Source organism: Caballeronia sp. LZ003 (genome assembly GCF_031451465.1).
In the GTDB taxonomy this organism is placed as follows: Bacteria; Pseudomonadota; Gammaproteobacteria; order Burkholderiales; family Burkholderiaceae; genus Caballeronia.
On sequence record NZ_JARUXJ010000001.1, the window covers coordinates 47,139 to 70,524 of the forward strand.

General features: G+C 62.2%; 24 protein-coding genes. 13 read left to right on the top strand and 11 right to left on the bottom strand.

Features of this window, described 5'->3' with window-relative positions; all coding sequences use genetic code 11:
* Positions 1–13 precede the first annotated feature (13 nt).
* The 3 genes from queD (at position 14) to QCE79_RS00260 (ending at position 2,088) form a co-directional block, all read left to right on the top strand.
* Positions 14–460, top strand: a complete 447-nt coding sequence (gene queD, locus QCE79_RS00250; protein WP_244826738.1) for a 6-carboxytetrahydropterin synthase QueD — start codon at positions 14–16, stop codon at positions 458–460.
* Between the two features lie 159 nt (positions 461–619).
* Positions 620–1,402 carry an HpcH/HpaI aldolase/citrate lyase family protein gene (locus QCE79_RS00255; RefSeq protein ID WP_244826739.1) on the top strand — a complete coding sequence of 261 codons (783 nt, stop codon included), beginning with the start codon at positions 620–622 and terminating at the stop codon, positions 1,400–1,402.
* On the top strand, positions 1,399–2,088 hold the full coding sequence (locus tag QCE79_RS00260; protein WP_244826740.1) for a tetratricopeptide repeat protein: 690 nt from the start codon (positions 1,399–1,401) through the stop codon (positions 2,086–2,088). Before QCE79_RS00255 ends, QCE79_RS00260 begins: the two co-directional genes overlap by 4 nt.
* Positions 2,089–2,127: 39 nt before the next feature.
* Here the strand turns inward: QCE79_RS00260 and rodA are convergent, their stop codons facing one another.
* From rodA to QCE79_RS00285, 5 genes are all read right to left on the bottom strand, one after another.
* Positions 2,128–3,282 carry a rod shape-determining protein RodA gene (gene rodA, locus QCE79_RS00265; RefSeq protein ID WP_244826741.1) on the bottom strand — a complete coding sequence of 385 codons (1,155 nt, stop codon included), beginning with the start codon at positions 3,280–3,282 and terminating at the stop codon, positions 2,128–2,130.
* A gap of 12 nt (positions 3,283–3,294) precedes the next feature.
* Positions 3,295–5,616: a penicillin-binding protein 2 gene (gene mrdA / locus QCE79_RS00270; protein WP_250508444.1), complete on the bottom strand. Its 2,322-nt coding sequence runs from the start codon at positions 5,614–5,616 to the stop codon at positions 3,295–3,297.
* A 77-nt stretch (positions 5,617–5,693) separates the two neighbouring features.
* Positions 5,694–6,206: a rod shape-determining protein MreD gene (gene mreD, locus QCE79_RS00275; RefSeq protein ID WP_309841067.1), complete on the bottom strand. Its 513-nt coding sequence runs from the start codon at positions 6,204–6,206 to the stop codon at positions 5,694–5,696.
* Positions 6,203–7,321, bottom strand: coding sequence for a rod shape-determining protein MreC (gene mreC, locus QCE79_RS00280; protein WP_309841069.1), 1,119 nt, complete (start codon positions 7,319–7,321; stop codon positions 6,203–6,205). The genes mreD and mreC overlap by 4 nt, the downstream gene beginning before the upstream one ends.
* Before the next feature lie 196 nt (positions 7,322–7,517).
* Positions 7,518–8,561: a rod shape-determining protein gene (locus QCE79_RS00285; RefSeq protein ID WP_004189550.1), complete on the bottom strand. Its 1,044-nt coding sequence runs from the start codon at positions 8,559–8,561 to the stop codon at positions 7,518–7,520.
* A gap of 388 nt (positions 8,562–8,949) precedes the next feature.
* On the opposite strand from QCE79_RS00285, the gene gatC reads away from it, so the two are divergent.
* The 5 genes from gatC to QCE79_RS00310 all read left to right on the top strand — a co-directional run bounded on the left by gatC (position 8,950) and on the right by QCE79_RS00310 (position 14,085).
* Complete coding sequence (gene gatC / locus QCE79_RS00290; protein WP_244826745.1) at positions 8,950–9,249, top strand: Asp-tRNA(Asn)/Glu-tRNA(Gln) amidotransferase subunit GatC; 300 nt, start codon at positions 8,950–8,952, stop codon at positions 9,247–9,249.
* Between the two features lie 90 nt (positions 9,250–9,339).
* The gene (gene gatA, locus QCE79_RS00295; protein ID WP_309841071.1) at positions 9,340–10,833 is read left to right on the top strand and encodes an Asp-tRNA(Asn)/Glu-tRNA(Gln) amidotransferase subunit GatA; all 1,494 of its coding nucleotides are present in this window, start codon (positions 9,340–9,342) and stop codon (positions 10,831–10,833) included.
* A complete protein-coding gene (gene gatB / locus QCE79_RS00300; RefSeq protein WP_250525272.1) occupies positions 10,830–12,305 on the top strand; it encodes an Asp-tRNA(Asn)/Glu-tRNA(Gln) amidotransferase subunit GatB in 1,476 nt (491 codons plus the stop codon). Before gatA ends, gatB begins: the two co-directional genes overlap by 4 nt.
* Before the next feature lie 138 nt (positions 12,306–12,443).
* Entirely contained in the window at positions 12,444–13,283 is an 840-nt protein-coding gene (locus QCE79_RS00305) for a PPK2 family polyphosphate kinase (protein ID WP_250462594.1), read from the top strand.
* A 19-nt stretch (positions 13,284–13,302) separates the two neighbouring features.
* On the top strand, positions 13,303–14,085 hold the full coding sequence (locus QCE79_RS00310) for an exodeoxyribonuclease III (protein ID WP_244826749.1): 783 nt from the start codon (positions 13,303–13,305) through the stop codon (positions 14,083–14,085).
* Between the two features lies 1 nt (position 14,086).
* Here the strand turns inward: QCE79_RS00310 and QCE79_RS00315 are convergent, their stop codons facing one another.
* The 4 genes from QCE79_RS00315 to QCE79_RS00330 are packed head-to-tail and all read right to left on the bottom strand — an operon-like array spanning position 14,087 to position 18,103.
* Entirely contained in the window at positions 14,087–15,025 is a 939-nt protein-coding gene (locus QCE79_RS00315; RefSeq protein WP_309841074.1) for a M48 family metallopeptidase, read from the bottom strand.
* Positions 15,007–16,293, bottom strand: coding sequence for an AmpG family muropeptide MFS transporter (locus tag QCE79_RS00320; protein WP_250462597.1), 1,287 nt, complete (start codon positions 16,291–16,293; stop codon positions 15,007–15,009). Before QCE79_RS00320 ends, QCE79_RS00315 begins: the two co-directional genes overlap by 19 nt.
* Before the next feature lie 59 nt (positions 16,294–16,352).
* Positions 16,353–16,961 (bottom strand): methionine biosynthesis protein MetW, encoded by a 609-nt coding sequence (gene metW / locus QCE79_RS00325; protein WP_309841075.1) that lies wholly within the window; start codon positions 16,959–16,961, stop codon positions 16,353–16,355.
* Complete coding sequence (locus QCE79_RS00330) at positions 16,958–18,103, bottom strand: homoserine O-acetyltransferase (RefSeq protein WP_250508448.1); 1,146 nt, start codon at positions 18,101–18,103, stop codon at positions 16,958–16,960. Before QCE79_RS00330 ends, metW begins: the two co-directional genes overlap by 4 nt.
* Before the next feature lie 293 nt (positions 18,104–18,396).
* Between QCE79_RS00330 and QCE79_RS00335 the strand changes: the two genes are divergently transcribed.
* On the top strand, positions 18,397–18,678 hold the full coding sequence (locus QCE79_RS00335; RefSeq protein WP_309841079.1) for a type II toxin-antitoxin system Phd/YefM family antitoxin: 282 nt from the start codon (positions 18,397–18,399) through the stop codon (positions 18,676–18,678).
* Entirely contained in the window at positions 18,675–18,995 is a 321-nt protein-coding gene (locus QCE79_RS00340) for a type II toxin-antitoxin system RelE/ParE family toxin (RefSeq protein ID WP_244826754.1), read from the top strand. The genes QCE79_RS00335 and QCE79_RS00340 overlap by 4 nt, the downstream gene beginning before the upstream one ends.
* Here the strand turns inward: QCE79_RS00340 and QCE79_RS00345 are convergent.
* Entirely contained in the window at positions 18,985–19,755 is a 771-nt protein-coding gene (locus QCE79_RS00345; RefSeq protein WP_250491657.1) for a pyrimidine 5'-nucleotidase, read from the bottom strand. The two genes, QCE79_RS00340 and QCE79_RS00345, sit on opposite strands and share 11 nt — an antisense overlap.
* A 76-nt stretch (positions 19,756–19,831) precedes the next feature.
* Entirely contained in the window at positions 19,832–20,731 is a 900-nt protein-coding gene (gene argB, locus QCE79_RS00350; RefSeq protein ID WP_244826756.1) for an acetylglutamate kinase, read from the bottom strand.
* Between the two features lie 148 nt (positions 20,732–20,879).
* Here argB and QCE79_RS00355 point away from each other — a divergent pair, with 148 nt between their 5' ends.
* The 3 genes from QCE79_RS00355 (at position 20,880) to QCE79_RS00365 (ending at position 23,041) form a co-directional block, all read left to right on the top strand.
* Positions 20,880–21,083, top strand: coding sequence for a cysteine-rich CWC family protein (locus tag QCE79_RS00355; RefSeq protein ID WP_309845093.1), 204 nt, complete (start codon positions 20,880–20,882; stop codon positions 21,081–21,083).
* 90 nt (positions 21,084–21,173) lie between these two features.
* Complete coding sequence (locus tag QCE79_RS00360; RefSeq protein WP_250462609.1) at positions 21,174–22,466, top strand: ATP-binding protein; 1,293 nt, start codon at positions 21,174–21,176, stop codon at positions 22,464–22,466.
* 32 nt (positions 22,467–22,498) lie between these two features.
* Positions 22,499–23,041, top strand: coding sequence for a response regulator transcription factor (locus QCE79_RS00365; RefSeq protein WP_244826758.1), 543 nt, complete (start codon positions 22,499–22,501; stop codon positions 23,039–23,041).
* The last annotated feature ends 345 nt before the right edge of the window (positions 23,042–23,386 follow it).

A 23,386-nucleotide genomic window follows, 5' to 3' on the forward strand; every position in this document is an offset into this window, starting at 1 on the left:
CGGTCCCGCCGACGTGCAGACGATTACCCGAAAACTCGAATTCGATGCGGGCCACCGCATCCCCGATCACCGCAGTCAGTGCCGCAATTTGCACGGGCATCGTTACGTGCTCGAAATCACGCTGCAAGGCGATCTCGTGGATGTCGAAGGCGCGCCCGATCGCGGCATGGTCATGGACTTCGCGGATGTAAAGTCGCTCGCCATGGAGCATCTCGTCAACAAGTGGGATCACGCTTTCATCGTCTACGAAGGCGACGTGAAAGTACGCGATTTCTTGCAGTCGATGGCCGATCACAAGACCGTCGTGTTCGACCGCATTCCGACGGTCGAGAATATGGCGGCGGTCGCGTTCAAGATTCTCGCGGAAGTCTACGACGCGCATTACGGCGTCAATCTCAAGCTCAAGCGCCTTCGCTTGTACGAAACGCCCAATTGTTGGGCCGACGTGGAACACGCCTGACGCATCCGGCGCGGCCCACGCCTGCGTCGCCGTCACGGTATCATCGCTCGTTGAATCGCCCGTCTTCCGCGGCGACACAAACGGAGCGCGAGTAATGCCGTCATTCCTTCCGCCGTTTTTCCGCTTCTCGAAGCGCGCCCAACTTCCAGGAGCCGCGCAATGAGCACCTTCACGAATCCCCTCAAGCAACGTCTCGCCGAACCCGGCGCGCTCTTCGGCCTGTGGCTGTCGCTCGGCAGCGCCGATGCCGCCGAAGCGCTCGCGCACGCGGGCTTCGACTGGCTGTGTATCGACATGGAGCACTCGCCGAACGATAGCCGCGACGTCGTCGATCAATTGCGCGCGATCGCGGCGGCGCATCTGCCGAGCGAGCCGATCGTGCGCGTGCCGTTCTCCGATGGCTGGCTCGTCAAGCGCGTGCTCGACGCGGGCGCGCGCACGCTGATGTTCCCCAACGTGCAATCGGCCGAGGATGCCGCGCGCATCGTGCAGCTCACGCAGTATCCGACCGAAGCCCAGCTCGACGGCTTGCGCGGCGTCGCGGGCATGGTGCGCGCGGCTGCGTACGGCATGCGGCGCGACTACGTGACGGGCGCGAACGCGCAGATCGCGACCATCGTGCAGATCGAATCGGTGGCGGCGCTCGAAGCCGTCGACGAGATCGCGGCGACGCCGGGCATAGACTGCCTCTTCATCGGGCCCGCGGATCTCGCGGCAAGCCTCGGCCATCTCGGCGACATGAAGCACCCGGATGTGCAGGCAGCCATCGACAAGGTTGCGGCAGCCGCGAAGCGCGCGGGCATCGCGAGCGGCATTTTCGCGATCGATGTCGCTGGCGCGCGGCAATATGCGCAAGCCGGCATCAACCTGATCGCGCTCGCCGCCGATGTCATGTGGCTCCTGAAGGCGACGCGCCAGGCTTTGCAGGAGGCGAGAGCATGAACACGGCTTGGCGTGGCGGCATCGCTGCGGCCTGTCTGATGTTCGGCGCGGCGTTCGCGGCCAACGCGCAGTCGCAGACGATGCCAAAGCCGACGGACCTCGCGACGCAAAACGCCGTCGCCGATTACAACGCGGGCAATCTCGTCTCAGCGCGTTCGCAGTTCCGTCGCGCCGCGCAAAAGGGCAGCCGCCTCGCCGAATTCAATTACGCGATGATGCTGCTGAACGGCGAAGGCGGTCCCGCCAATGTCCCCGAAGGCAAGAAGTGGTTGCGTAGCGCCGCCGACGCCAACATGTCTCACGCGCAGTTCGTGTACGGCAAGATGTACGACGACGGCCAGTTCGTGGACAAGGACCCGGCGGAAGCGCATCGCTGGTTCTTGCGCGCCGCGAGTCAGGGACACGTGCAGGCGGAACTCGCGCTCGCCAACCAGTTCCTCGATGGACGCGGCACCACGCGCGACAACGAGCAGGCATTCACCTGGTACAAGAAGGCGGCGGAAGGCGGCGACATGACCGCGCAATACGTGGCGGGATCGTTCTACGAACGTGGCGGCGATGGCGTCGAGCGCAATCTCAACGTCGCGCGTGCTTATTACGCGGCGGCGGCCGCGCAAGGCGATCCGGCGGCGAAGCTCAAGTACCTGCAACTGAGCGCGGAGCTGGAAAAGCAAAAGCCGCAGTGAACATGACACTGCGGCTTTTTCGGGACACGGGATTTGAGGCTAGCCTTGCATCAATCGCTTCTGTCGCGCGACGCTCATGATGAGTCCAACAGCGACGCCGAGCGTGGTGAGCGCCGTCCCGCCGTAACTCATGAACGGCAACGGCACGCCGACCACGGGCAGAATTCCGCTCACCATGCCGATATTGACGAACGCGTAGGTGAAGAACGCGAGCGTGAGCGAACCGGCCAATAATCGCCCGAAGAAGGTGGCGCCGTTTGCCGCGATGAACAGTCCGCGCGCGATCAGCGCCATATAGAGAAAGAGCAGCACGAGCCCGCCCGCGAGGCCGAATTCCTCGGCGAACACCGCGAAGATGAAGTCCGTGTGCTTTTCGGGGATGAATTCCAGGTGCGCCTGCGTGCCCTTCAGCCAGCCCTTGCCGAGCGTGCCGCCGGAGCCGATGGCAATCACCGCCTGAATGGTGTGAAAGCCTTTGCCGAGCGGGTCTGAAGTCGGATCGAGCAGCGTGCAGATACGATGCTTTTGATAGTCGTGCATCATCGGCCAATTCACTTCGGGCTGGCAGATGCGGTTCTGGAACACCGCCACGCACGCGATGACGACCACGGCCGCCGCGAGCACCGGCACGATCAGCTTGAAACTGAGTCCCGCGAAATAGATCACGAACATGCCCGCCGCGAACACGAGCACTGCCGTCCCGAGGTCCGGCTGCTTGGCGATCAGCGCAACGGGCAGCAGCAGAATGACGAACCCGGCAACGTAATCCCACCAGCGAATGTTGCCTTCACGCCGCTGGTAATACCACGCGAGCATGAGCGGCATCGCTATCTTCATGATCTCCGACGGCTGGATCACCACGCCGACATTGAGCCAGCGTTTTGCACCCTTGCGCGTGAGCCCGAACGCCGCGACCGCTATCAGCAGCGCCACGCCGACGGTGTACAGCGGGACGGCGAAGCGCATCAGCGTTTGCGGCGGGATATTGGCGAGCACCCACATCAACCCGAAGGTCAGCATGATGTTGCGCAGTTGGTCTTCCACGCGGCCCGGCATGTCGATACTCGCGCTATACAGGGTCACGATTCCCACGCACAGCAACAAGAAGACGATCAGCGCGAGCGGCTTGTCGAAGCCCGCGAACATGCGCTTTGCGTGCTCTTTCCAGACGTGCTTGTCGAAGGTGAGTTGCATGCCGGTCATCCTTTATTCGTCGATACCGCCGGACGGCGCCAGCGTGCGCACGGCGTCGTTCGGGTTGCTGCGGACCATCGTCGGCGTGGGCTCGGCGGGTCGTTTGTTCGGCGCGGGCTTGCGGCCCGGCGCGGACGCGGGCAACGCCGCGGCAGGCGCCGAAGCGACGCGCGCATTCGCGGCCCGTGCTGCAGACGCCGCCGCTGGCGCCGAAGCGATGCGCGCGTTCGCTGCTTTCGGCGATGATGCAGGCAACGCCGGCGCCGATGCAGCCCGAGCCACCGCCGGATTCGATGCCGCCAGCGGCGAGAACGCCGGCGACGCGTTCACTACCGAGGCCGGCAGCGCCGCCGCGACGGGCGATTGCGTGCCGCCGATCATCGGCAGGCCGGCGTCCGTGGTCGCGGATGCGGCGGCTTCGATCGCGGCCGCCTCGGCGCCAGGCTTCAGGCGATCGACCAGATAATAGTCGAGCACCTTGCGCGCGACCGGCCCCGCCGATTCCGCGCCCCAGCCGCCGTTTTCGACGATCAGCGCAAGCGCGATCTTCGGCTGCTCGGCCGGCGCAAACGCGATGAACAACGCGTGGTCGCGCAAATGCTCTGCCGTCGCGTGACCGTGATAGTTCGCGCCCTGCAGCGAGTAAACCTGCGCGGTTCCGGTCTTGCCCGCTGCCTGATAAGGCGCGCCCACGAAGAGCTTCGCGGCCGTACCGTTCGTGATGACGCCTTCCATTGCGCGCTTGATGAAGTCGACGTCTTGCTGGCGCACGGGAATCTTGTCGCTCGGGTCGCGCACCACGACGCGCATGGCCTTCGTCAGCGGATTCTCGATGTCGCGCACCAGGTGCGGCTTCATCACGACGCCGTTATTGGCAAGCGTCGCCGTGGCGTGCGCGAGTTGCAGGATGGTGAACGAGTTGTAGCCCTGCCCGATGCCAAGGCTGATCGTTTCGCCTTCGTACCAGCGTTGCTGCTCCGGCTTGCGATACGCCTTGCGCTTCCATTCCGTCGACGGAAGAATGCCGCGCGCCTCACCCGAAATGTCGATCCCGGTAATTTGGCCGAATCCCCACGGCTTCATGAAGCCGGCCATCGCGTTCACGCCGAGGTCGCGCGCGAGCATGTAGAAGTACGTGTCATTCGACACGACGATCGCGCGATTCATGTCCACCCAGCCCTGACCCGAGCGCACGTCGTTGCGGAACGTGTGACCGCCGAACGTGAAGAACCCGGGGTCCTGAAAGCCCCAGCCGGGCGTGCGCTTGTGCAGCGTGAGCGCGGCGAGCGCCATGAACGGCTTATAGGTCGAGCCCGGCGGATACGTGCCATGCAGCGGACGATTCAGCAACGGATGATCGGGCGAGTTGTTGAGCGCGTCCCACGTCTGCTGATCGATGCCATCTACGAAGGAATTCGGATCGAAGCTCGGCGCGGACACGAACGCGAGCACGTCGCCCGTCGATGGCTCGATAGCCACGAGCGCGCCGCGCTTGCCCGCGAATGCTTGCTCGGCGACCTGCTGCAGCCCGATATCGAGCGACAGCACGAGGTTGTTGCCGGGCGTCGCCTGCGTGCGCGACATCGTGCGGACCGGGCGGCCGCCCGCCGTGACTTCGACTTCCTCGAAACCTGTCAGACCATGCAGCTCGGTTTCGTAACTCTGCTCGACCCCGATCTTGCCGACGTAATCCGTGCCCTTGTAGTTGTTGGCGTCGAGACGCGGATCGTAGTGATCGGAGGCTTCGTCGTTGGCGTCGCTCGCGTCGTCGATACGCTCCTGATCGCGCTGCGAAATTCGCCCGATATAGCCGATGACGTGCGCGGCCGTCATGCCGAGCGGATATTGCCGGAAGAGCCGCGCGCGCACTTCGACGCCCGGAAAGCGGTAATGCTGCGCGGTGAACTTGGCGACTTCGTCGTCGGTGAGACGCGTGCGGATTGGCAGGCTTTCGAAGTTCTTCGAGTCTTCCAGCAGCTTCTTGAAACGCCGGCGATCGCGTGAATCGATAGGAATGACTTGCGAGAGTGCGTCGATGGTGTCGTCGAGCGACGCGGTGATCTTGGACGGCGTGATTTCGAGCGTGTAAGCGGAATAGTTCTTCGCCAGCACCACGCCGTTGCGATCGGTGATGATGCCGCGGTTCGGCACGATCGGCGCCACGGAGATGCGGTTCTCGTTTGCCTGCAACGAGTATTTGCTGAAGTTCCAGACCTGCAAATAGAGGAAACGCAGGCCGATCAAACCGAAGCAGACGAACACGAACATTCCCGCCGCCGCGACGCGCAGGCGGAATCTGGACAACTGTTGCTCGGTGTTCTTTATTTCGGTCATGCAGCTTTCGCGGTGGGTCGCGATTCAAGTGTAGTCCGCGCGCGTTCGCATCGGGGGCGGCACGCGCGCGGTGGCGCTCAGATCGGGCGCGTATCGTCGGGATCGGCGGCGCGTCGTTGCGGTATCAGCAAAAGAAAACTCGTGATCGGCCAGAGCGCGGCTTCGACAAATCCGTTGACGAGATAACTCCAGCCGGGAAACGCGGCGCCCGTCATCAGGCGGATCACGAACGGCACGAGATGCGCGCCCACCAGAAGCGGCGCGACGACGAAGGTTTGTACAGGCAGGGACATCCACAGGACACGCCTGTGAATGGTAATCGCGCCATAAGACAACAAGGTATAAGCCAGCGCATGTTCGCCGAGCAAATTCGCGTTATGCACGTCCATCAACAGCCCAAGCAGAAACGCGATGCCCATGCCCACCTTGCGCGGTTGATGGACGTTCCAGAACAGCAGCACGAGCGCGACGAAATCCGGTATGCCGATAAGCCGGCCCCAAGGCACCAGATTCAGCAGAAACGCTGCAGCGAGGCTGAAGGTGATGAAGTACGGATTGACCGGCTGAAGAATGTATTGCGGGCGGTTCATTGCGCGGCCCTCGCGGATGCGGGCTTAGGCATATGCGCTTTTCGCGATGGCCGGGCGGTAGCGGCCGAGCCGGCTTTCGGCGCGGCAGGTTTCGCGCCGGGCTTTTCCACGGCAGCGGGAGCGGATACCGGAGCGGCAGCCGACGCGGCCGACGTCGCCGATGCGCCGCTTGCACCCTCGGTGGAGACCGTGGCCTTCGCGATAGGCTTCTTCTTGCCCTTGTTCTCTTTCGCTTCCTTTGCAGCGGCGGCGGCTTCGACTTCGATCGGATTCGGCGGCACGTTCACGTTGTAATGCAGTACGAGCAACTGACGCGCGCCGCGAACAGCGGCAATAGGCACGCAGACGACGCGCGCGAATGCCGTATCCGCCTGCTTGTCGACGCGCAACACTTTGGCCACCGCGAGTCCCGGCGGATAGATGCCATCGAGACCGCTCGTCACGAGCTCGTCGCCAGCTTGGACGTCGGCGCTGATCGGCACGAAGCGCAGGTCGAGTGTGTCGCCTTTCGGCGTGCCGTAAATCACGCTGCGCAAACCCGTGCGCGCGATCTGCACCGGCACCGCTTGATCCTTGTCCGTCAGCAGCGTGACTTCCGATTGCAACGGAAACACGCGCGTGACTTGACCGATCACGCCGTCTTCTGTCACGACGGGCGCGCCATCCTGGATGTTTTGCTGCGAACCCTTGCCGATCACGACTTTCTGCGTGAAAGGATCGCGCGTGTCGTATTGGATTTCGACGGGCGTGGTTTGCGTCGTCGCGCGCGATTGCAGATTCAGCAATGCACGCAGATGCGCGTTCTCAGCCGAAAGCTGAGAGGCATCGCCCGCCTTGACGGACAGGTCCAGATTCTTGTCGGAGAGCTTGCGGTTCTCGCTGCGCAAGGTGGCGCTCGTAACCGCGAGGTCGGCCGCACCCATGAAGATGTCGCGTGGCACGAGCGCCGCGCGTTGCAGCGGATAGAGGCCGGCGCCGAGCATGCCGCGCGCAATTTCCAGCGTATTGAACCGCGCATCCGAAACGAGCAATGCGATGGCGAGCACCACAAAGAAGATCAGTCGCGCGAGCGCGGAAGGGCCTTGCTTGAAAAGTGGCGGCGGACTGTATTCCATGGTCGGCGCCGAGGGCGTGAGCGGGTGGATCGATGCTGCAGGTTTGCCGGTTTCGGCTGAGCCTGCCCTACGCTGTTTCAACAACGGCCCGGACATGAGCCGGGCCGTGTGCGCGTCGCGTTACGCGGGTGCGTTCAGACTGTGCGTTGAAGACCGTGAGGTCGTGGAACAGCGAAGTCTGAAGGTCACGGCCGTATCACTCGTAGGAGAAGATGCTGCCGAGCTTGTCCATGCGTTCGAGCGCCATGCCCGAACCGCGCACGACGCAGGTCAGCGGATCTTCCGCGACCAGCACCGGCAAGCCGGTTTCTTCCGCGAGCAGACGGTCGAGATCGCGCAACAGCGCGCCGCCGCCAGTCAGCATCATGCCGCGTTCGGCGATATCCGCGCCGAGTTCCGGCGGAGTTTGTTCCAGCGCGATCTTCACCGACGAGACGATCTGATTCAGCGGGTCGGTCAGCGCTTCGAGAATTTCGTTGCTGGAAATGGTGAAGCTGCGCGGAATGCCTTCGGAAAGATTGCGGCCCTTGACTTCCATCTCCTTCACTTCGGAGCCGGGGAACGCCGAACCGATTTCCTTCTTGATGGCTTCAGCCGTTTGCTCGCCGATCAACATGCCGTAGTTGCGACGGATGTAGTTGACGATGGCTTCATCGAACTTGTCGCCGCCAACGCGCACCGAGCCTTTGTACACGATGCCGCCAAGCGAGATGACGCCGACTTCCGTGGTGCCGCCGCCGATGTCGACGACCATGGAGCCCGTGGCTTCCGAAACCGGCAGACCCGCGCCGATGGCAGCGGCCATGGGTTCTTCAATGAGATAAACCTGCGAGGCGCCCGCGCCGTGCGCTGCTTCCTTGATGGCGCGCCGCTCGACTTGCGTGGACCCGCACGGCACGCAGATGATGATGCGCGGCGACGGCGAGAACATGCGGGATTCATGTGCAGTCTTGATGAACTGCTTGATCATCTGCTCGGTAACGGTGAAGTCGGCGATCACGCCGTCCTTCATCGGGCGGATGGCCTCGATGTTGCCCGGCACTTTGCCGAGCATCTGTTTGGCTTCCTTGCCGACTGCCTGAATGGTCTTCTTGCCGTTCGGGCCGCCTTCCTGGCGAATTGAAACGACCGATGGCTCGTCGAGAACGATGCCCTTGCCGCGCATGTAGATCAGCGTGTTGGCGGTGCCGAGGTCAATCGCCAGGTCGTTGGAAAAGTAGCTGCGCAAAAAACCGAACATTCAAAAATCCTGTCTCGCTGGGTGGCCGTGCGTCGCTATGAGCGCCGGGGACGGCAGCGGAAAAAATAACGGTTTGCCGGGGCGGCGAAGGTTCGCCGTGAAGTGCAAATCCGCGAGGAAATCTACCGCAGGATGAGACGTGTCGCGTAAACGTTTCTCGCAATTTAACGATTCAAGGAGAAAGCCGCTGGCAGGTCAATCCAGATGTGAGTCGAACGTGTAATGATACCTTATAATTTGGGCGTATCTATAGGAAAAGGATGGCACTTTTTGCCGTCGCCAGTCTGCTTTTTAGCGCTTTTTCCAGGATCGCAACGCGCGCCGCAAACGATCGCGGCGCAGTGTGTTTTTGAGATTGAGAAGTCCACGCTTATCTCCGGTGATTTTCATGTCTTTGACCCTGACCGACGTAAAACGTATCGCGCATCTCGCGCGGCTCGAGTTGCCCGAACACGAGGCAGAACCCACGCTCGCGCGCCTGAATGACTTCTTCGGTCTCGTCGAACAGATGCAGGCCGTGGATACCTCCGGCATCGAACCGCTTGCGCATCCGATCGAACAGATCGAGGAAGTCGCGCTGCGCCTGCGCGACGACGCAGTTTCAGAGCGCGTCGAGCGCGAAGAGTTCCAGCGCAGTGCGCCAGCCGTTCAAGACGGGCTGTATCTGGTGCCGAAGGTCATCGAATAACGCAATCGAACAAGTAACGCGTCGGGCGTATCCAGCGCCGAAACGACACTCCCGCGCGGCGTTCACCGCCGCGCTCATCAGGGAACTGCAATGCATCAGAAAAGTTTGACCGAACTGCGCGCCGCGCTCGACTCCAAGGAAATCTCCGCGGTCGAGCTGGCGCAGTCGTATCTGCAGCGCATCGAGGCCGCAAAGAATCTGAACGCCTTCATCGGCATGGACCGCGACCTCACGCTCGCTCAGGCTAAGGCCGCCGACGCGCTCATCGCGGAAGGAAAGGCGGGCGCGCTCACCGGTTTGCCGATTGCGCATAAGGACGTGTTCGTGACGCGCGGCTGGGCATCCACGGCCGGTTCGCACATGCTCGAAAACTACGCGAGCCCGTTCGATGCCACCGTCGTCGATCGCTTGAAGCAAGCGGGCATGGTCTGTCTCGGCAAGACCAACATGGACGAGTTCGCCATGGGTTCGTCCAACGAGAATTCGTACTTCGGCGCGGTGAAAAATCCGTGGGACCTGAAGGCCGTGCCGGGCGGTTCGTCGGGCGGCTCGGCCGCTGCCGTCGCCGCGCGTCTTGCGCCCGCCGCCACCGGCACCGACACGGGCGGCTCCATTCGCCAGCCCGCGTCGTTCACCGGCATCACCGGCATCAAGCCGACTTACGGCCGCGTGTCGCGTTACGGCATGATCGCGTTCGCGTCGTCGCTGGATCAGGGCGGGCCGATGGCTCAGACCGCCGCGGACTGCGCGCTCTTGCTCAACGCAATGGGCGGCTTCGACGAACGCGACTCCACCAGCCTGCACCGCGACAGCGAAGACTACACGCGCCATCTCGGCCAGACGTGGAACGGCGGCGATGCGCAAAAGCCGCTCGCCGGTTTGCGTATCGGCATGCCGAAGGAGTACTTCGGCGCAGGACTTGCCGACGACGTGCGCGCCGCCATCGACGCCGCGTTGAAGCAATACGAAGCGCTCGGCGCGACGCTCGTCGAAGTATCGTTGCCGAAGACCGAGCTTTCCATTCCCGTGTACTACATCATTGCGCCGGCGGAGGCCTCGTCGAATCTGTCGCGTTTCGACGGCGTGCGCTACGGGCATCGCGCGGCGCACTACACGGACTTGCTCGACATGTACAAGAAGTCGCGCGCGGAAGGCTTCGGTCCCGAAGTGAAGCGGCGCATTCTGGTTGGCACGTACGTGTTGTCGCATGGCTACTACGACGCGTATTACCTTCAAGCGCAGAAGATTCGCCGCATCATCGCGCGCGATTTCCAGGAAGCGTTCAAGCGGTGCGACGTCATCATGGGACCGGTCGCGCCGTCGGTCGCGTGGAATCTTGGCGAGAAGGCCGACGATCCCGTGCAGATGTATCTCGCCGATATCTACACGCTCTCCGTAAGCCTCGCGGGTCTGCCCGGCATGAGCGTGCCGTGCGGTTTCGGCGCGGGCGCGAATGCGAATCGGCCGGTCGGTCTGCAGATCGTCGGCAACTATTTCAACGAAGCCCGGATGCTTCAGGTCGCCGACGCGTTCCAGCGCGCGACCGACTGGCATGCCAAGGCACCATCGGCAGCGGGAGTATGAGCATGCAGTGGGAAGTCGTCATCGGTCTGGAAACGCATGCGCAGTTATCCACCGTTTCCAAGATTTTCTCGGGCGCGGCAACGCAGTTCGGCGCAGCGCCGAACACGCAAGCCTGTCCCGTCGATCTCGCGTTGCCGGGCGTGCTGCCCGTGATGAATCGCGGCGCGGTCGAACGCGCGATTCGCTTCGGCTTGTCGATCGGCGCTCATATCGCGCCGCGCAGCGTCTTCGCGCGCAAGAACTACTTCTACCCGGATTTGCCGAAGGGCTATCAGATCAGCCAGTACGAGATTCCTGTCGTGCAGGGCGGTCAGCTCACCATCCAGGTTCCGGCCAATGAAAAGGCCGGTAAGGAAGCATACGAGAAGACCGTCAATCTGACGCGCGCTCACCTCGAGGAAGACGCGGGCAAGTCGCTGCACGAAGACTTCGCGGGCATGACGGGCATCGATTTGAATCGCGCGGGCACGCCGCTGCTCGAGATCGTCACCGAGCCGGAAATGCGCAGCGCGGCGGAAGCGGTTGCGTATGCGAAGGCGTTGCATGGTCTCGTCGTGTGGCTCGGCATCTGCGACGGCAACATGCAGGAAGGCTCGTTCCGTTGCGATGCCAACGTGTCGGTGCGCCCGGTCGGTCAGAAGGAATTCGGCACGCGCGCGGAGATCAAGAACCTGAACTCGTTCCGGTTCCTCGAAGAAGCGATTCAATATGAAGTGCGCCGTCAGATCGAACTGATCGAAGACGGCGGCACCGTCGTGCAAGAGACGCGTCTTTACGATCCCGACAAGCGCGAAACACGCTCCATGCGCAGCAAGGAAGACGCGCACGACTACCGCTATTTCCCAGACCCGGACTTGATGCCCCTGGTTATCGAGGAAAGCTGGGTGGCGCGCGTGAAGTCGGAACTGCCGGAGTTGCCAGCCGACATGCAGAAGCGTTTCGCCGAAACGTACGGCTTGACGCCTTACGACGCCGGCGTGCTCACGTCGTCGAAGGCAATGGCTTCCTATTTCGAAGCCGTCGTGCAGGCGGCGGGCGCGGCGCAGGCGAAGATCGCCGCCAATTGGCTCATGGGCGACGTCTCCGCGCAACTGAACCGCGAATCGCTCGACATCGGCGAGTCGCCGGTCGCGGCGGCTCAACTCGCGCTGCTTCTGCAACGCATTGCGGATGGCACCATCTCCAACAAAATCGCGAAGGACATTTTCCAGGCGATCTGGGACGAGAAGGCGACCGACGTGGGCGCGGCGGACCGCATCATCGAGGCGAAGGGGCTCAAGCAGATTTCCGATACCGGCGCGCTCGAAGCGATCATCGACGAGGTGCTCGCGGCGAACCAGAAATCGGTGGAAGAATTCCGCGCGGGCAAGGAAAAGGCGTTCAACGCGCTGATCGGCCAGGCAATGAAGGCGACCAAGGGCAAGGCAAACCCGCAGCAGGTGAACGAGCTTCTGAAGAAAAAGCTATCCTGAGCGAGCACTTGGGCGAAGTCCTCCGCGTCGACGGAGAACCGGTCGCCTGGAAGTAGCACGACGAACGGGCTGTTGCCGTCTAGCTTGGCAGCGGCCCGTTTTCATTGGCGTTTCGAGATAGAACAAAAGGTTGGCGACATGGCAAAGAAACCGTCTCTGGACGACTTCCTCGTCCCGTATTTCGATGACGACAAGAAGCTCAAGCCCTTCGATCTGAGTTCGATCGATCCATCCGGCAAGCCGTTTTCGAACGGCTCGAAAGACGAAGACCGCGACCGGCTCGCGGCAATCGGCGCGCAGCTCGACGACCTGCAGGAGAAGCTGCACGCACAGCGTCTTCGGCGCGTGCTGCTCGTGCTGCAAGGCATGGACACGAGCGGCAAGGACGGCACGGTGCGCGCGGTGTTCCATGACGTCGATCCGCTCGGCTTGCGCATCGTGCCGTTTCGCGCGCCTTCCGAGCGCGAGGCCTCGCACGATTTCCTCTGGCGCGTGCACGCGCAGGCGCCAATGGCCGGCGAGTTCGCTGTCTTCAATCGCAGCCACTATGAAGACGTGCTCGTGCCGCGCGTGATGAAGTCTATCGACGATGACGAATGCGAGCGCCGTTACCGGCATATTCGCGAGTTCGAGGCGTTGCTCGCGGATAGCGGTACGACCATCGTCAAATGCTTTCTGCATATTTCGAAGGACGAGCAGCGCGAGCGCTTGCAAGCGCGTATCGACGATCCGACCAAGCACTGGAAGTTCGATGTCTCCGATCTCGACGCTCGGAAGCTGTGGGACGAATATCAGCGCTCGTATGAGCTGGCGTTAGGCGCGACCTCGACCGAATACGCGCCGTGGTACATCATTCCCGGCGATTCGAAACCGCATCGCAACGTGATGGTCGCGGAGCTTTTGCTGCGCACGATGCAGGGCATGAAACTCGAATTTCCGGCCGCCAAGGAATCGCTCAAGGGCGTGAAGGTCGAATAAACAAGGAAAGAGGACAAGTATGTTTCGGGTGATTACCGCCAATCTGAATGGCATCCGTTCGGCGGCCAAGAAAGGTTTCTTCGACTGGTTCGGCGAGCAGAAATCGGACGTCGTGTGCGTGCAGGAAATCAAGTGTTCGCAGGACGATCTCACGCCGGAGTTTCTCGCGCCGCACGGTTTCAAGGGTTATTTCCAGCACGCGGTGAAGAAGGGTTATAGCGGCGCGGGTTTGTACACGCGTCACGAGCCGGACGATGTCGTGATCGGCTTCGGCAGTGCGGAGTTCGATCCCGAAGGACGTTACGTGGAAGCGCGTTTCGGCAAGCTGTCCGTGGTGTCGGTGTATGTCCCGTCCGGGTCGAGCGGCGAAGAGCGGCAGCAGGCGAAGTATCGTTTCATGGACGAATTCATGCCGCATCTCGCCGGGCTTTCGCAAGAGCGTGAGGTGATCGTGTGCGGTGACGTGAATATCGTGCACAAGGAAATCGACATCAAGAACTGGAAGAGCAACCAGAAGAACTCGGGTTGTCTGCCGCAAGAGCGCGAGTGGCTCACGAAGCTTTTCGACGATGTCGGTTACGTCGATGTCTTTCGCACGCTCGACCAGCGTGCTGAGCAATACACGTGGTGGAGCAATCGCGGGCAGGCGTACGCGAAGAACGTGGGGTGGCGTATCGACTATCAAATCGCGACGCAGGAAGTCGCGGCGACCGCCAAGAAGACTTCCATTTTCCGCGACATCAAATTCAGCGATCACGCGCCGCTGACTATCGATTACAACTGGAAGATTGGGAAGAAGTAGGTTAACGCCCCCCCTTCTTAAACCGCCCCAACCCGCCGTAATTCGGCAACTGGTCGATGCTCTTTCCCACCGCTTTGGCATACAGCGGCATCATGTCCGGCAGGCGCTTGAGCAAGTCCTGCCGGCGCTCCGGCCCATACGGATGCATCCAGATGAAACCGTTGTCGGAACGTCGCGTGGCGGTATCGATCTTGTTCCACAAGGTGATGGCCGCGCGCGGATCGTAACCTGCGCGCGAAGCGATCTCGCTGCCGATGACATCCGCTTCGGTCTCGTCGGCGGGGGCGTATTTCATGGCCAGCAACTGATCGCCGATGCCAAGCGGCTGCGAACCGTAATCGGTAAAGCCGAAAAGCTGCGGCATGGTACCCGACGACAACTGCTGCGCCTGCTGCCGCCCGAGCCGTTCGCGCGCATGTTCGCGCAGCGCGTGCGCGATCTCATGGCCGATCATCATGCCGATCTCGTTGTCGTTCAGATGCAGCTTGTCGATGAGCCCGCTATACACCACGATCTTGCCGCCCGGCAAACAGTACATGCGCACTTCGGGCGACTTGATGACGTTGATTTCCCACTTCCAGTTCTTCGCGCGGTCATTCCACTTGAGCGCGAACGGAATCTCGTGAGTGGCGATATCGCGCACGCGCTTGACGAGCGGATTGTCATTGCCGAGCAGTGTCTTGTTGCGCTCGGCGTCGTGAATGATCTGTGCATATTCATCGCTCGCCTGCTGTTCGAGCGTCGCGGGTGGAATCAGATTGCGGAACAACGCCGAATTGCCGAAGCGGATCTGGCTGTTCGGCGCCGTGTAAGGCGGCGCGCGCTCTTCGTCCTGCGCGCGCGCGGACATGGGCGCGAGCGTCGCCAGCATGAGCGCGCAGATGAGCGCGCCAAGCGTGGGCCGGGCCGGCATCGATACCGTCATCGTGGCGTTCTCCATGGCGCGATCTTCGGCAACAGTAGCATGCCGGGTATGGACAGCGCGACGCACACCATGAAGTACGGAAACCATCCTGTTTCACTCACGATAAAGCCGCTGCCCGCCGCCGCGAAAGTCCGTGGCACGGCGGCGAGGCTCGTGAAGAGCGCGAACTGAGTCGCGGTGTAGCGCGGATCGGTCGTGCTCGCGATATATGCCGTGAATGTGGCGAGCGTGAGGCCCGTCGCGAACGTTTCGAAGCCGTAAAGCACCGCGAGCGCGGCGGGCGACGGCCCGATTTTCGTGAGCCACGCAAAGCCGAGCGTCGCGATGATCTGCAAGAAGCCGAAGACCCAGAGTCCGCGCGCAATGCCGATCTTCACGAGGCAGATACCGCCGATCAAGCCACCCGCGATGCTCGCCCAGAACGCCACCGCTTTCGCTATCACGCCGATCTGCGTGAGCGTGAAGCCTACGTCGATGAAGAACTTCGTGGCGAGCGCGGTCGCCATGGTGTCGCCGAGCTTGTAGAGGAAGATGAAGCCCAGCACCAGCAGCGCGGATTGCCAGCCGTTGCGCGTGATGAACTCGTGGAACGGCTCGACGATCGCCTCGCGCAACGTCTTGGGTGGCGCGCCGTGAATGGCCGGCTCCTTGACCACGAGCGTCATAATGAGGCCCGGCAGCATGAACGCGGCGGTGATCAGAAACACGGTCTTCCACGGAAGAACGTTCGTGAGAATCAGCGAAAGCGAGCCAGGCACGAGTCCCGCCACCTTGTACGCGTTGACATGAACCGCGTTGCCGAGACCTTGCTCGGTATCGGCGAGCAGCTCGCGGCGGTAGGCATCGATGACGATATCCTGACTCGCGCTGAAGAACGCGACGAGCGCGGCGATGGCCGCAACCGCCCACAGATTCTGCGCGGGCGAAAAGAACCCGAAGGAGCCGATGGCCACCATCACGAGCACTTGCGTGACGAACATCCAGCCGCGCCGTCGGCCCGGACGCCAGCCCGGAAAGCGCGGAATGAAGCGGTCCATCAACGGCGACCAGACGAACTTCCACGTATAGGGAAGCCCGATCAGTGCGAAGAGGCCGATCTCCTTGACGTTGACGCCCGCAGTCGAGAGCCACGCCTGCAACAGGCTGTAGAGCGTGAAGAGCGGCAGTCCGGACGTGAAGCCCAGAAAGACGCAAATGAGGATGCGCGCGTTGAGGAACGCGTGCAAGCCAGGATCTTCTTCGTGAGCTGTAAGAGCGGGCGCCTCGCGTGGCGTTTCGGGCATATCGATGTGGGTAATACGTCGTGGTGGTGCGTTTTGATGCGTGACGGGCCGATTCGAACTCAACGGCGCTTCACGCGATAGACCGCAAGACTACCACGCCAGTTCGCGCCCCAACGGACCGTTTGACCGTCGTGCAGCACCACGCGGTCCAGTATCTCGATGCCCACTTCAGGCGCGAGCGCCTCGAAGTCCTTGATGGTCAGAACGCGCACGTTCGGCGTGTTATGCCATTGATACGGCAGCGATTTCGAAACCGGCATGCGCCCTTGAATAACCGAGAGCCGATGCTGCCAGTACCCGAAGTTCGGGAACGAGACAATGCATTCGCGACCCACGCGAACGGTTTCACGCAGGATCGCCGCGGTCTGATGAATGGTCTGCAGCGTCTGCGAAAGCACGGCGAAATCGAAGCTGTCGTCTTCGAAAAGACGCAGGCCGTCTTCGAGATTCTGCTGGATCACGTTCACGCCCTTTTGCGCGCATGCGAGCACGCCGGCGTCGTTGATTTCGATGCCGTAACCGTGCACTTCGAGTTCTTCGCCGAGCAGCGAGAGCAGCGAACCGTCGCCACAACCGAGATCGAGCACGGAGGAACGCGGTTCGACCCAGCGCGCGATGGCGCGAAAGTCCGAACGCAGCGGGAGGGAATCGAGAGTGTGCTGGTTCATGCGCCGATCTCCGTGGCAATGCGTTCGTAATAGGCGCGCATCAAGTTGTGATAGCGCGCGTCGTCGAGCAGGAAGGCGTCGTGGCCGTGCGGCGCGTCGATCTCCGCGTAGCTCACGGTGCGCTTGTTGTCGAGCAGCGCTTTGACGATCTCGCGGGAACGCGCGGGCGCGAAACGCCAGTCGGTCGTAAAGCTCGCGATCAGATACTTCGCCGTGGTGTTGGCGAGCGCGCGGCGCAGGTCGCCTTCGAAGGCCTTGGCGGGATCGAAATAATCGAGCGCGCGCGTGATGAGCAGGTACGTGTTGGCGTCGAAGTATTCGGCGAACTTGTCGGCCTGATAGCGCAGATACGACTCCACTTCGAACTCGACGTCGAAGTTGAAGTTGTACGCGTCGAGCGCGCCTTCGGCACGGCGCAGCGCGCGGCCGAACTTCACGGCCATGTCGTCATCCGACAAATAGGTGATATGGCCGATCATGCGTGCCACGCGCAAGCCGCGGCGCGGCTTCACGTCGTGTGCGTAGTAGTCGCCGCCGTGGAAGTCGGGGTCGGAGAGAATCGCCGAGCGCGCCGTTTCGTTGAACGCGATGTTCTGCGCCGAAAGCTTCGGCGTCGATGCCACCACGATGCAATGCCCGAGCCGCTCCGGATACATCGTGCTCCAGGCAAGCGCCTGCATGCCGCCGAGACTGCCGCCCATCACCGCCGCGAAGCGTTCGATGCCGAAGCGGTCGGCCACGCGCGCCTGCGCATGCACCCAGTCTTCCACCGTCACGACGGGAAAGCTCTTGCCGTAGGGCTTACCGCTTGTGCGGTCGATGCTCATCGGCCCGGTCGAGCCGAAACACGAACCGAGATTGTTCACGCCGATCACGAAGAAGCGGTTGGTATCGAGCGGCTTGCCGGGACCAACCATGTTGTCCCACCAGCCTACGTCTTTCGGGTTGTCGGCATAGACGCCCGCCACGTGATGCGACGCATTGAGCGCGTGGCAAACGAGCACGGCGTTCGAGCGCGCGGCGTTGAGTTCGCCGTAGGTTTCGACGACGAGTTCGTAGTCGTTGAGCGTCGAGCCGCTTTGCATGACGAGCGGCTCGGTGAAGCGCAAGGTTTGGGGAGTGACGATGCCGATTGATTCCATTCATTCCGCCTTGAAATAGCGGCTAAACGGGTGTCGGCGATGCGCGTGTGGATTGACGGCGCGGCTGACGACCTCTTTAGCCGCATTTGTATTGAACCTCCCGGCAATACCCCTTGGGAAGGTTCGCGCGCCCGCAATCGAGTCAGCAAATCGGCGCGTGTTCGAATTCAGATTGAGCGAAGAAGTATAGCGGAAAACGTAATAAAGCCGCCAATAGCGGTGCCCGGGCGTTCTGGATATGGCCCGAGTTTGTGTCTATATTGTCTAATCTGCGCGTGGGCCCTGGAGCGGAAATGAAACCGAGTCGTGTGAGGCCGCTGAGCCATCTCAAGAGCCGCGCGGCCGAAATGATCCGCAACGTCGTCGAGAGCCGCGAGCCCATGCTCATCACGCAAAACGGCGAAGGCCGGGTGGTCGTGCAGGACGTGCAGTCTTATGAAGACCTGCATCAGACCGTGGATTTGCTCAAGATTCTGGCGATGGGGCAGAAGTACATCGAGGCGGGGCATTGCATAGACGCAATCGACCTCTTCGGCGAACTCGAACGGCTCGACAGGGAAGAAGGCGTCAAGTGAAAACCGTCTTTCTCGATCCGGTGCAGCAGGAGTTGCGCGACTATAGACGCTACGTCATCAACAAGTTCGGCAAGATGGCGTGGAAGGCCACGCGCGACGGCCTGGCCGACACCATCGCCGAGATAGAAGCGTCACCGCGCCGTGGCGCGACGCCGCCCGAACTGGTCGACTTCCGCATGACGGGATACTACGAAGTGGCGAGCGGCACCAACCGCGTCATCTACAAGGTGGATGGCGAAACCATCTACGTGCATCTCGTCGTCGATCAGCGCTCGGACCTCGAAGACATGCTCGCGCGGCGCCTCTTCAGGATGTAGTCGCTTTCGCCGCTCGAAAGCCGCCGCCGCGCATGCCGAGCGTGAGCGCGCGCAACGAACGCACGGTGCGATCCACGTAATGCGGCCGGCCCGAGCCGGGCAAGCGCTGCGAAATGCCGCCACTTGACGTGCGCGCCATCGGCAAATGGCCGACGATCCACACTGTGCGAATGCCGAGCCGCCGGTAGCGCTTCAAATGCCCGCGCGTGTCTTCCACCAGAATCGCGTCTTTCAAATGCACGTGCGCGCGGCGCATCGCGCGACGAAGCATGGGCGCATCGGGCTTGGCGCGCCAGCGTTCGCCGTCGCGCATGTCCTCGATGGCGATCACGCGCTCGAACAGCTTGCCGATACCCAGTTCCGCGAGCACCGAGCGCGCGTAGAGCGTCGGTCCGTTGGTGAGCACGATCTTGCGGCCCGGCAGCGCGCGCACGATGCGCTTCAGGCCGCGCTCGGCGCGCAGCATGGACGGCAGATCGGGGAAGGTGTGGACTTCGCGCAGGAAATCTGCGGGATCGATGCCGTGATGCCGCACGAGTCCGAGCAAGGTCGCGCCGTATCGCACCGTGTAGCCGACGCGCAGCCGGTTCGCTTCGTCGATATCCACGCCCAGCCGGTCGATGATGTACTGCGTCATCGCGCGATTGATCGCCGGAAAAATCTCGTGCGACGCGTGATGCAGCGTGTTGTCGAGATCGAAGAGCCAAACTGGGCCGCGCGTTTTGACATGACGGCGGCGAGCACTGCGAGATGAACTCATGCGCGATTACGTTCGGCAAATAAAAACGCCCGCGCGGAGCAAACCGCAGCGGGCGTTGGAGGAAGAGTGACGAAGCTCAATGCGAGCGGATCATCGTGCCGAACGGCTGCTCGGTCAGAATTTCGAGCAGCACCGAATGCTCGATACGCCCGTCGATGATATGCACCGAACGCACGCCGCTTTTCGCCGCATCCAGCGCGGAGGAAATTTTCGGCAACATGCCACCGGAGATGGTGCCGTCGGCGAAGAGGGCGTCGATTTCGCGCGCGGAAAGGTCGGTGAGAAGATTGCCTTCCTTGTCCATCACGCCGGGAATGTTGGTCATCATCACGAGCTTTTCGGCGTTCAGGACGACCGCCAGCTTGCCCGCGACCAGATCCGCGTTGATGTTGTAGGAGAGTCCGTCTTCGCCGAAACCGATAGGCGAGATGACCGGAATGAACGCGTCGTCCTGCAGCGCCTTCACCACCGCCGGGTTGATGGACTCCACTTCGCCCACCTGACCGATATCGATGAACTGGCCCGGATTATCGCGATCCGGCATCATCAGCTTGCGTGCGTGGATGAGCCCGCCGTCCTTACCGGTCAAGCCGACCGCCTGACCGCCGAAATGGTTGATGAGCGTGACGATGTCCTGCTGTACCTCGCCGCCGAGCACCCATTCGACCACTTCCATGGTCTCTTCGTCGGTGACGCGCATGCCCTGAATGAAGGTGCCCTGCTTGCCGATCTTCTTGAGCGCCTGGTCGATCTGCGGACCGCCGCCGTGCACGATCACCGGATTGATGCCGACGAGCTTCAAGAGGATCACGTCGCGCGCGAAGCCTTGCTTGAGGCGCTCTTCGGTCATTGCGTTGCCGCCGTATTTGATCACGACCGTCTTGCCGTGATACTGACGGATATAAGGCAGCGCCTCGGCCAGAATTTCGGCTTTCAGCGTAGGCGCGATCTGCGTGAGGTCAGGTAGCTCGGACATGGCGGCAAATGAGGCGAGGAGCGTTTAAACACGCGGATTGTACAGGAGTGACGCTACACGACAGGTCGTTTTTCCCCGCGCGCCGTCTCGTTTTCCGGCATGGCGGCCGGGCATGCGATCATCGCTTATCAATGTCGATGACACCATGATGAACGTATCGCTTCAATCAGGCTCCGACGCGACGCAACGGTGCACGCGCTGCGGCGCGGCGTTTCATTGCGGCGCGCTCGCCGGCGCTGCGACGTGCTGGTGCGCAACCTTGCCCGCGCTGCCGCGCGAACGCTTGCGGCCGGACTCGACTTGCCTGTGCCGCGCATGCCTGGCGGCGGAAACAGGCCAAGCGTCACGCTGATATTAGGGTGCGACAAATCGCGCCACGTTCGGTTTCACTATAGGCGCAAGCGGGATAATGTCGCATGGACCGCACGCACTCAATCACCCGATGCATCGCATAACCAATACCGGACGGGTCAACCTCGGTCACCTTTTCTGGCTTCGCTCGCTGGCGATCATCGGCCAGTTGACGACCATCGCCGTCGTGCAGATTTTCTACAGCGCGAAGCTGCCCTTGCCGGCCATGCTCCTCGTCGTCGCGCTCGAAATGTTCTTCAACGGGCTGACGTGGCTGCGCGTGGCGCGGGCTCAGCCGGAAACCAATGTCGAACTCTTCGGCCAGATGTGGGTCGACTTAGGCGCGCTCTCCGCGCTTCTGTTTCTCTCGGGCGGCTCGACCAATCCGTTCGTCACCTTGTATTTGCCGTCGCTGGCCATTTCCGCGGCCATTCTGCCGTGGACCATGACCGCGTGGCTCGCGCTCTTCGCGGTCTCTTGTTATGCGCTCCTGAGCTACAACTACGTTCCGCTCAACATAGAGAATCCATCGAATCTGTTCGACTACTTCCGCACGGGTCTGTGGGTGAACTTCATGGTGAGCGTCGGGCTGATCGGCTGGTTCGTCGCGCGCATGTCGCGGGCGCTGCGCGTGCGTGACGCCGCGCTCGCCGACGCCCAGCAACGCCATCTGCGCGACGAACGCGCCGTTGCGCTTGGCGTGCAGGCGGCCACGGTTGCGCACGAAATGGGCACGCCGCTGTCCACCATTGCAATGCTGAGCGAGGAATTGCGCGATTCCGCCGCGCACGACCGCAACCTCGCGCCGTATGCGGCCGACTTCGAATTGCTCGAACAGCAGATGGCGCTGTGCACCTCGGCGCTCGCGCGCTTGCGCAGCCGCGCGACGGGGCCGTCGAATCGCCAGCCGCTTCGCGAATGGCTCGCGAGCTTCATCGAGCAATGGCGGCTGCGGCATCCGCAAGTGAAGTTCGAGCACGCGGGCAAGACGCCGGAGTCCATGTCCATCGACGATTCCGTTGCCATCGGTCAGATTCTCACGATCTTGCTGGACAACGCAGCGCGCGCGAGCAGCGAGCTCGTGACCTTGCAGGCATCGGCTGAAAGGGTGGAAGGCGTGCAGATGGTGCGCTTCGATATCTGCGATCGCGGGCCGGGCATTCCGCCCGCGCTGCGTTCGAGCCTGGGCGCCGCGCCAGTGGACAGCACGCAGGGCGGCCACGGCGTCGGGCTATACCTTGCGTTCGCGGCGGCGGCGCGCCTGCAGGGATCGATAGAACTCGCGGCGGATCAGCCACGCGGCACGCGCGCGATCTTGCGCCTGCCAAATTTCGGCGCATCGCCCGCCGATGAAGCACGAACCGAATCAAGCGGCGCGGCGTGAGCACGACGCCGGCCAACATTGGAGAAAGAAGCATGAGCGACATGAATTTCCTGATCATCGACGACGACGAGGTTTTTTCGGGCATTCTCGCGCGCGGCCTGGTTCGGCGCGGCTACACCGCGCATCAGGCGCACGACGCGAGCGAAGCGCTGAAGCTCGCCAATCAGCACAAGTTCGGCCAGATCACGGTCGATCTTCACCTCGGCAACGATTCCGGTTTGCGTCTTGTCTCGCCGCTGCGCGACTTGCAGCCGGACGCGCGCATTCTCGTGCTGACGGGCTACGCGAGCATTGCGACGGCGGTTCAGGCGGTAAAGGACGGTGCGGACAATTATCTGGCGAAGCCCGCGAACGTCGAGTCCATTCTCGCCGCGCTGCATGAACAGGCGAGCGAGCAGACGGCGGAAGAAGCGATTGAGAATCCGACTTTGCTTTCCGTGGCGCGGCTCGAATGGGAGCACATTCAGCGGGCGCTGGCCGAGAACAACGGCAATATTTCGGCGACGGCGCGTGCGCTCAACATGCACCGGCGGACGTTGCAGCGGAAGCTGGCGAAGAAGCCCGTGCGCCAATAAAAAAAGAACCGCCCAAGCCGGGGGAACGAGGGCGGTAATCGGAGAGTTACAACGACTACGTGCATATACAGGGGAATACGCACAGGGAAAGAATACGTCGACTCGTTGCGGCCAAATATACGATTATTCCGAATCTAGGAAGACTCCTAGAAAGCTGCGATTCAGCAGGAACTTGAAGGCGGCGAGCATCCTCGGCGCAGCACTGAACGACAGCGAGCGCGCACGCGCAACGCAAGCGTCCGGCGCTTGCACGACAACGCCAGTTTTCGTCCGCCTTTCGCCTCACATCTCATCCGCCGTATTCTCCGCATTCGATCTCAAGAAGGCCGCAACCCGCGCCGTAAA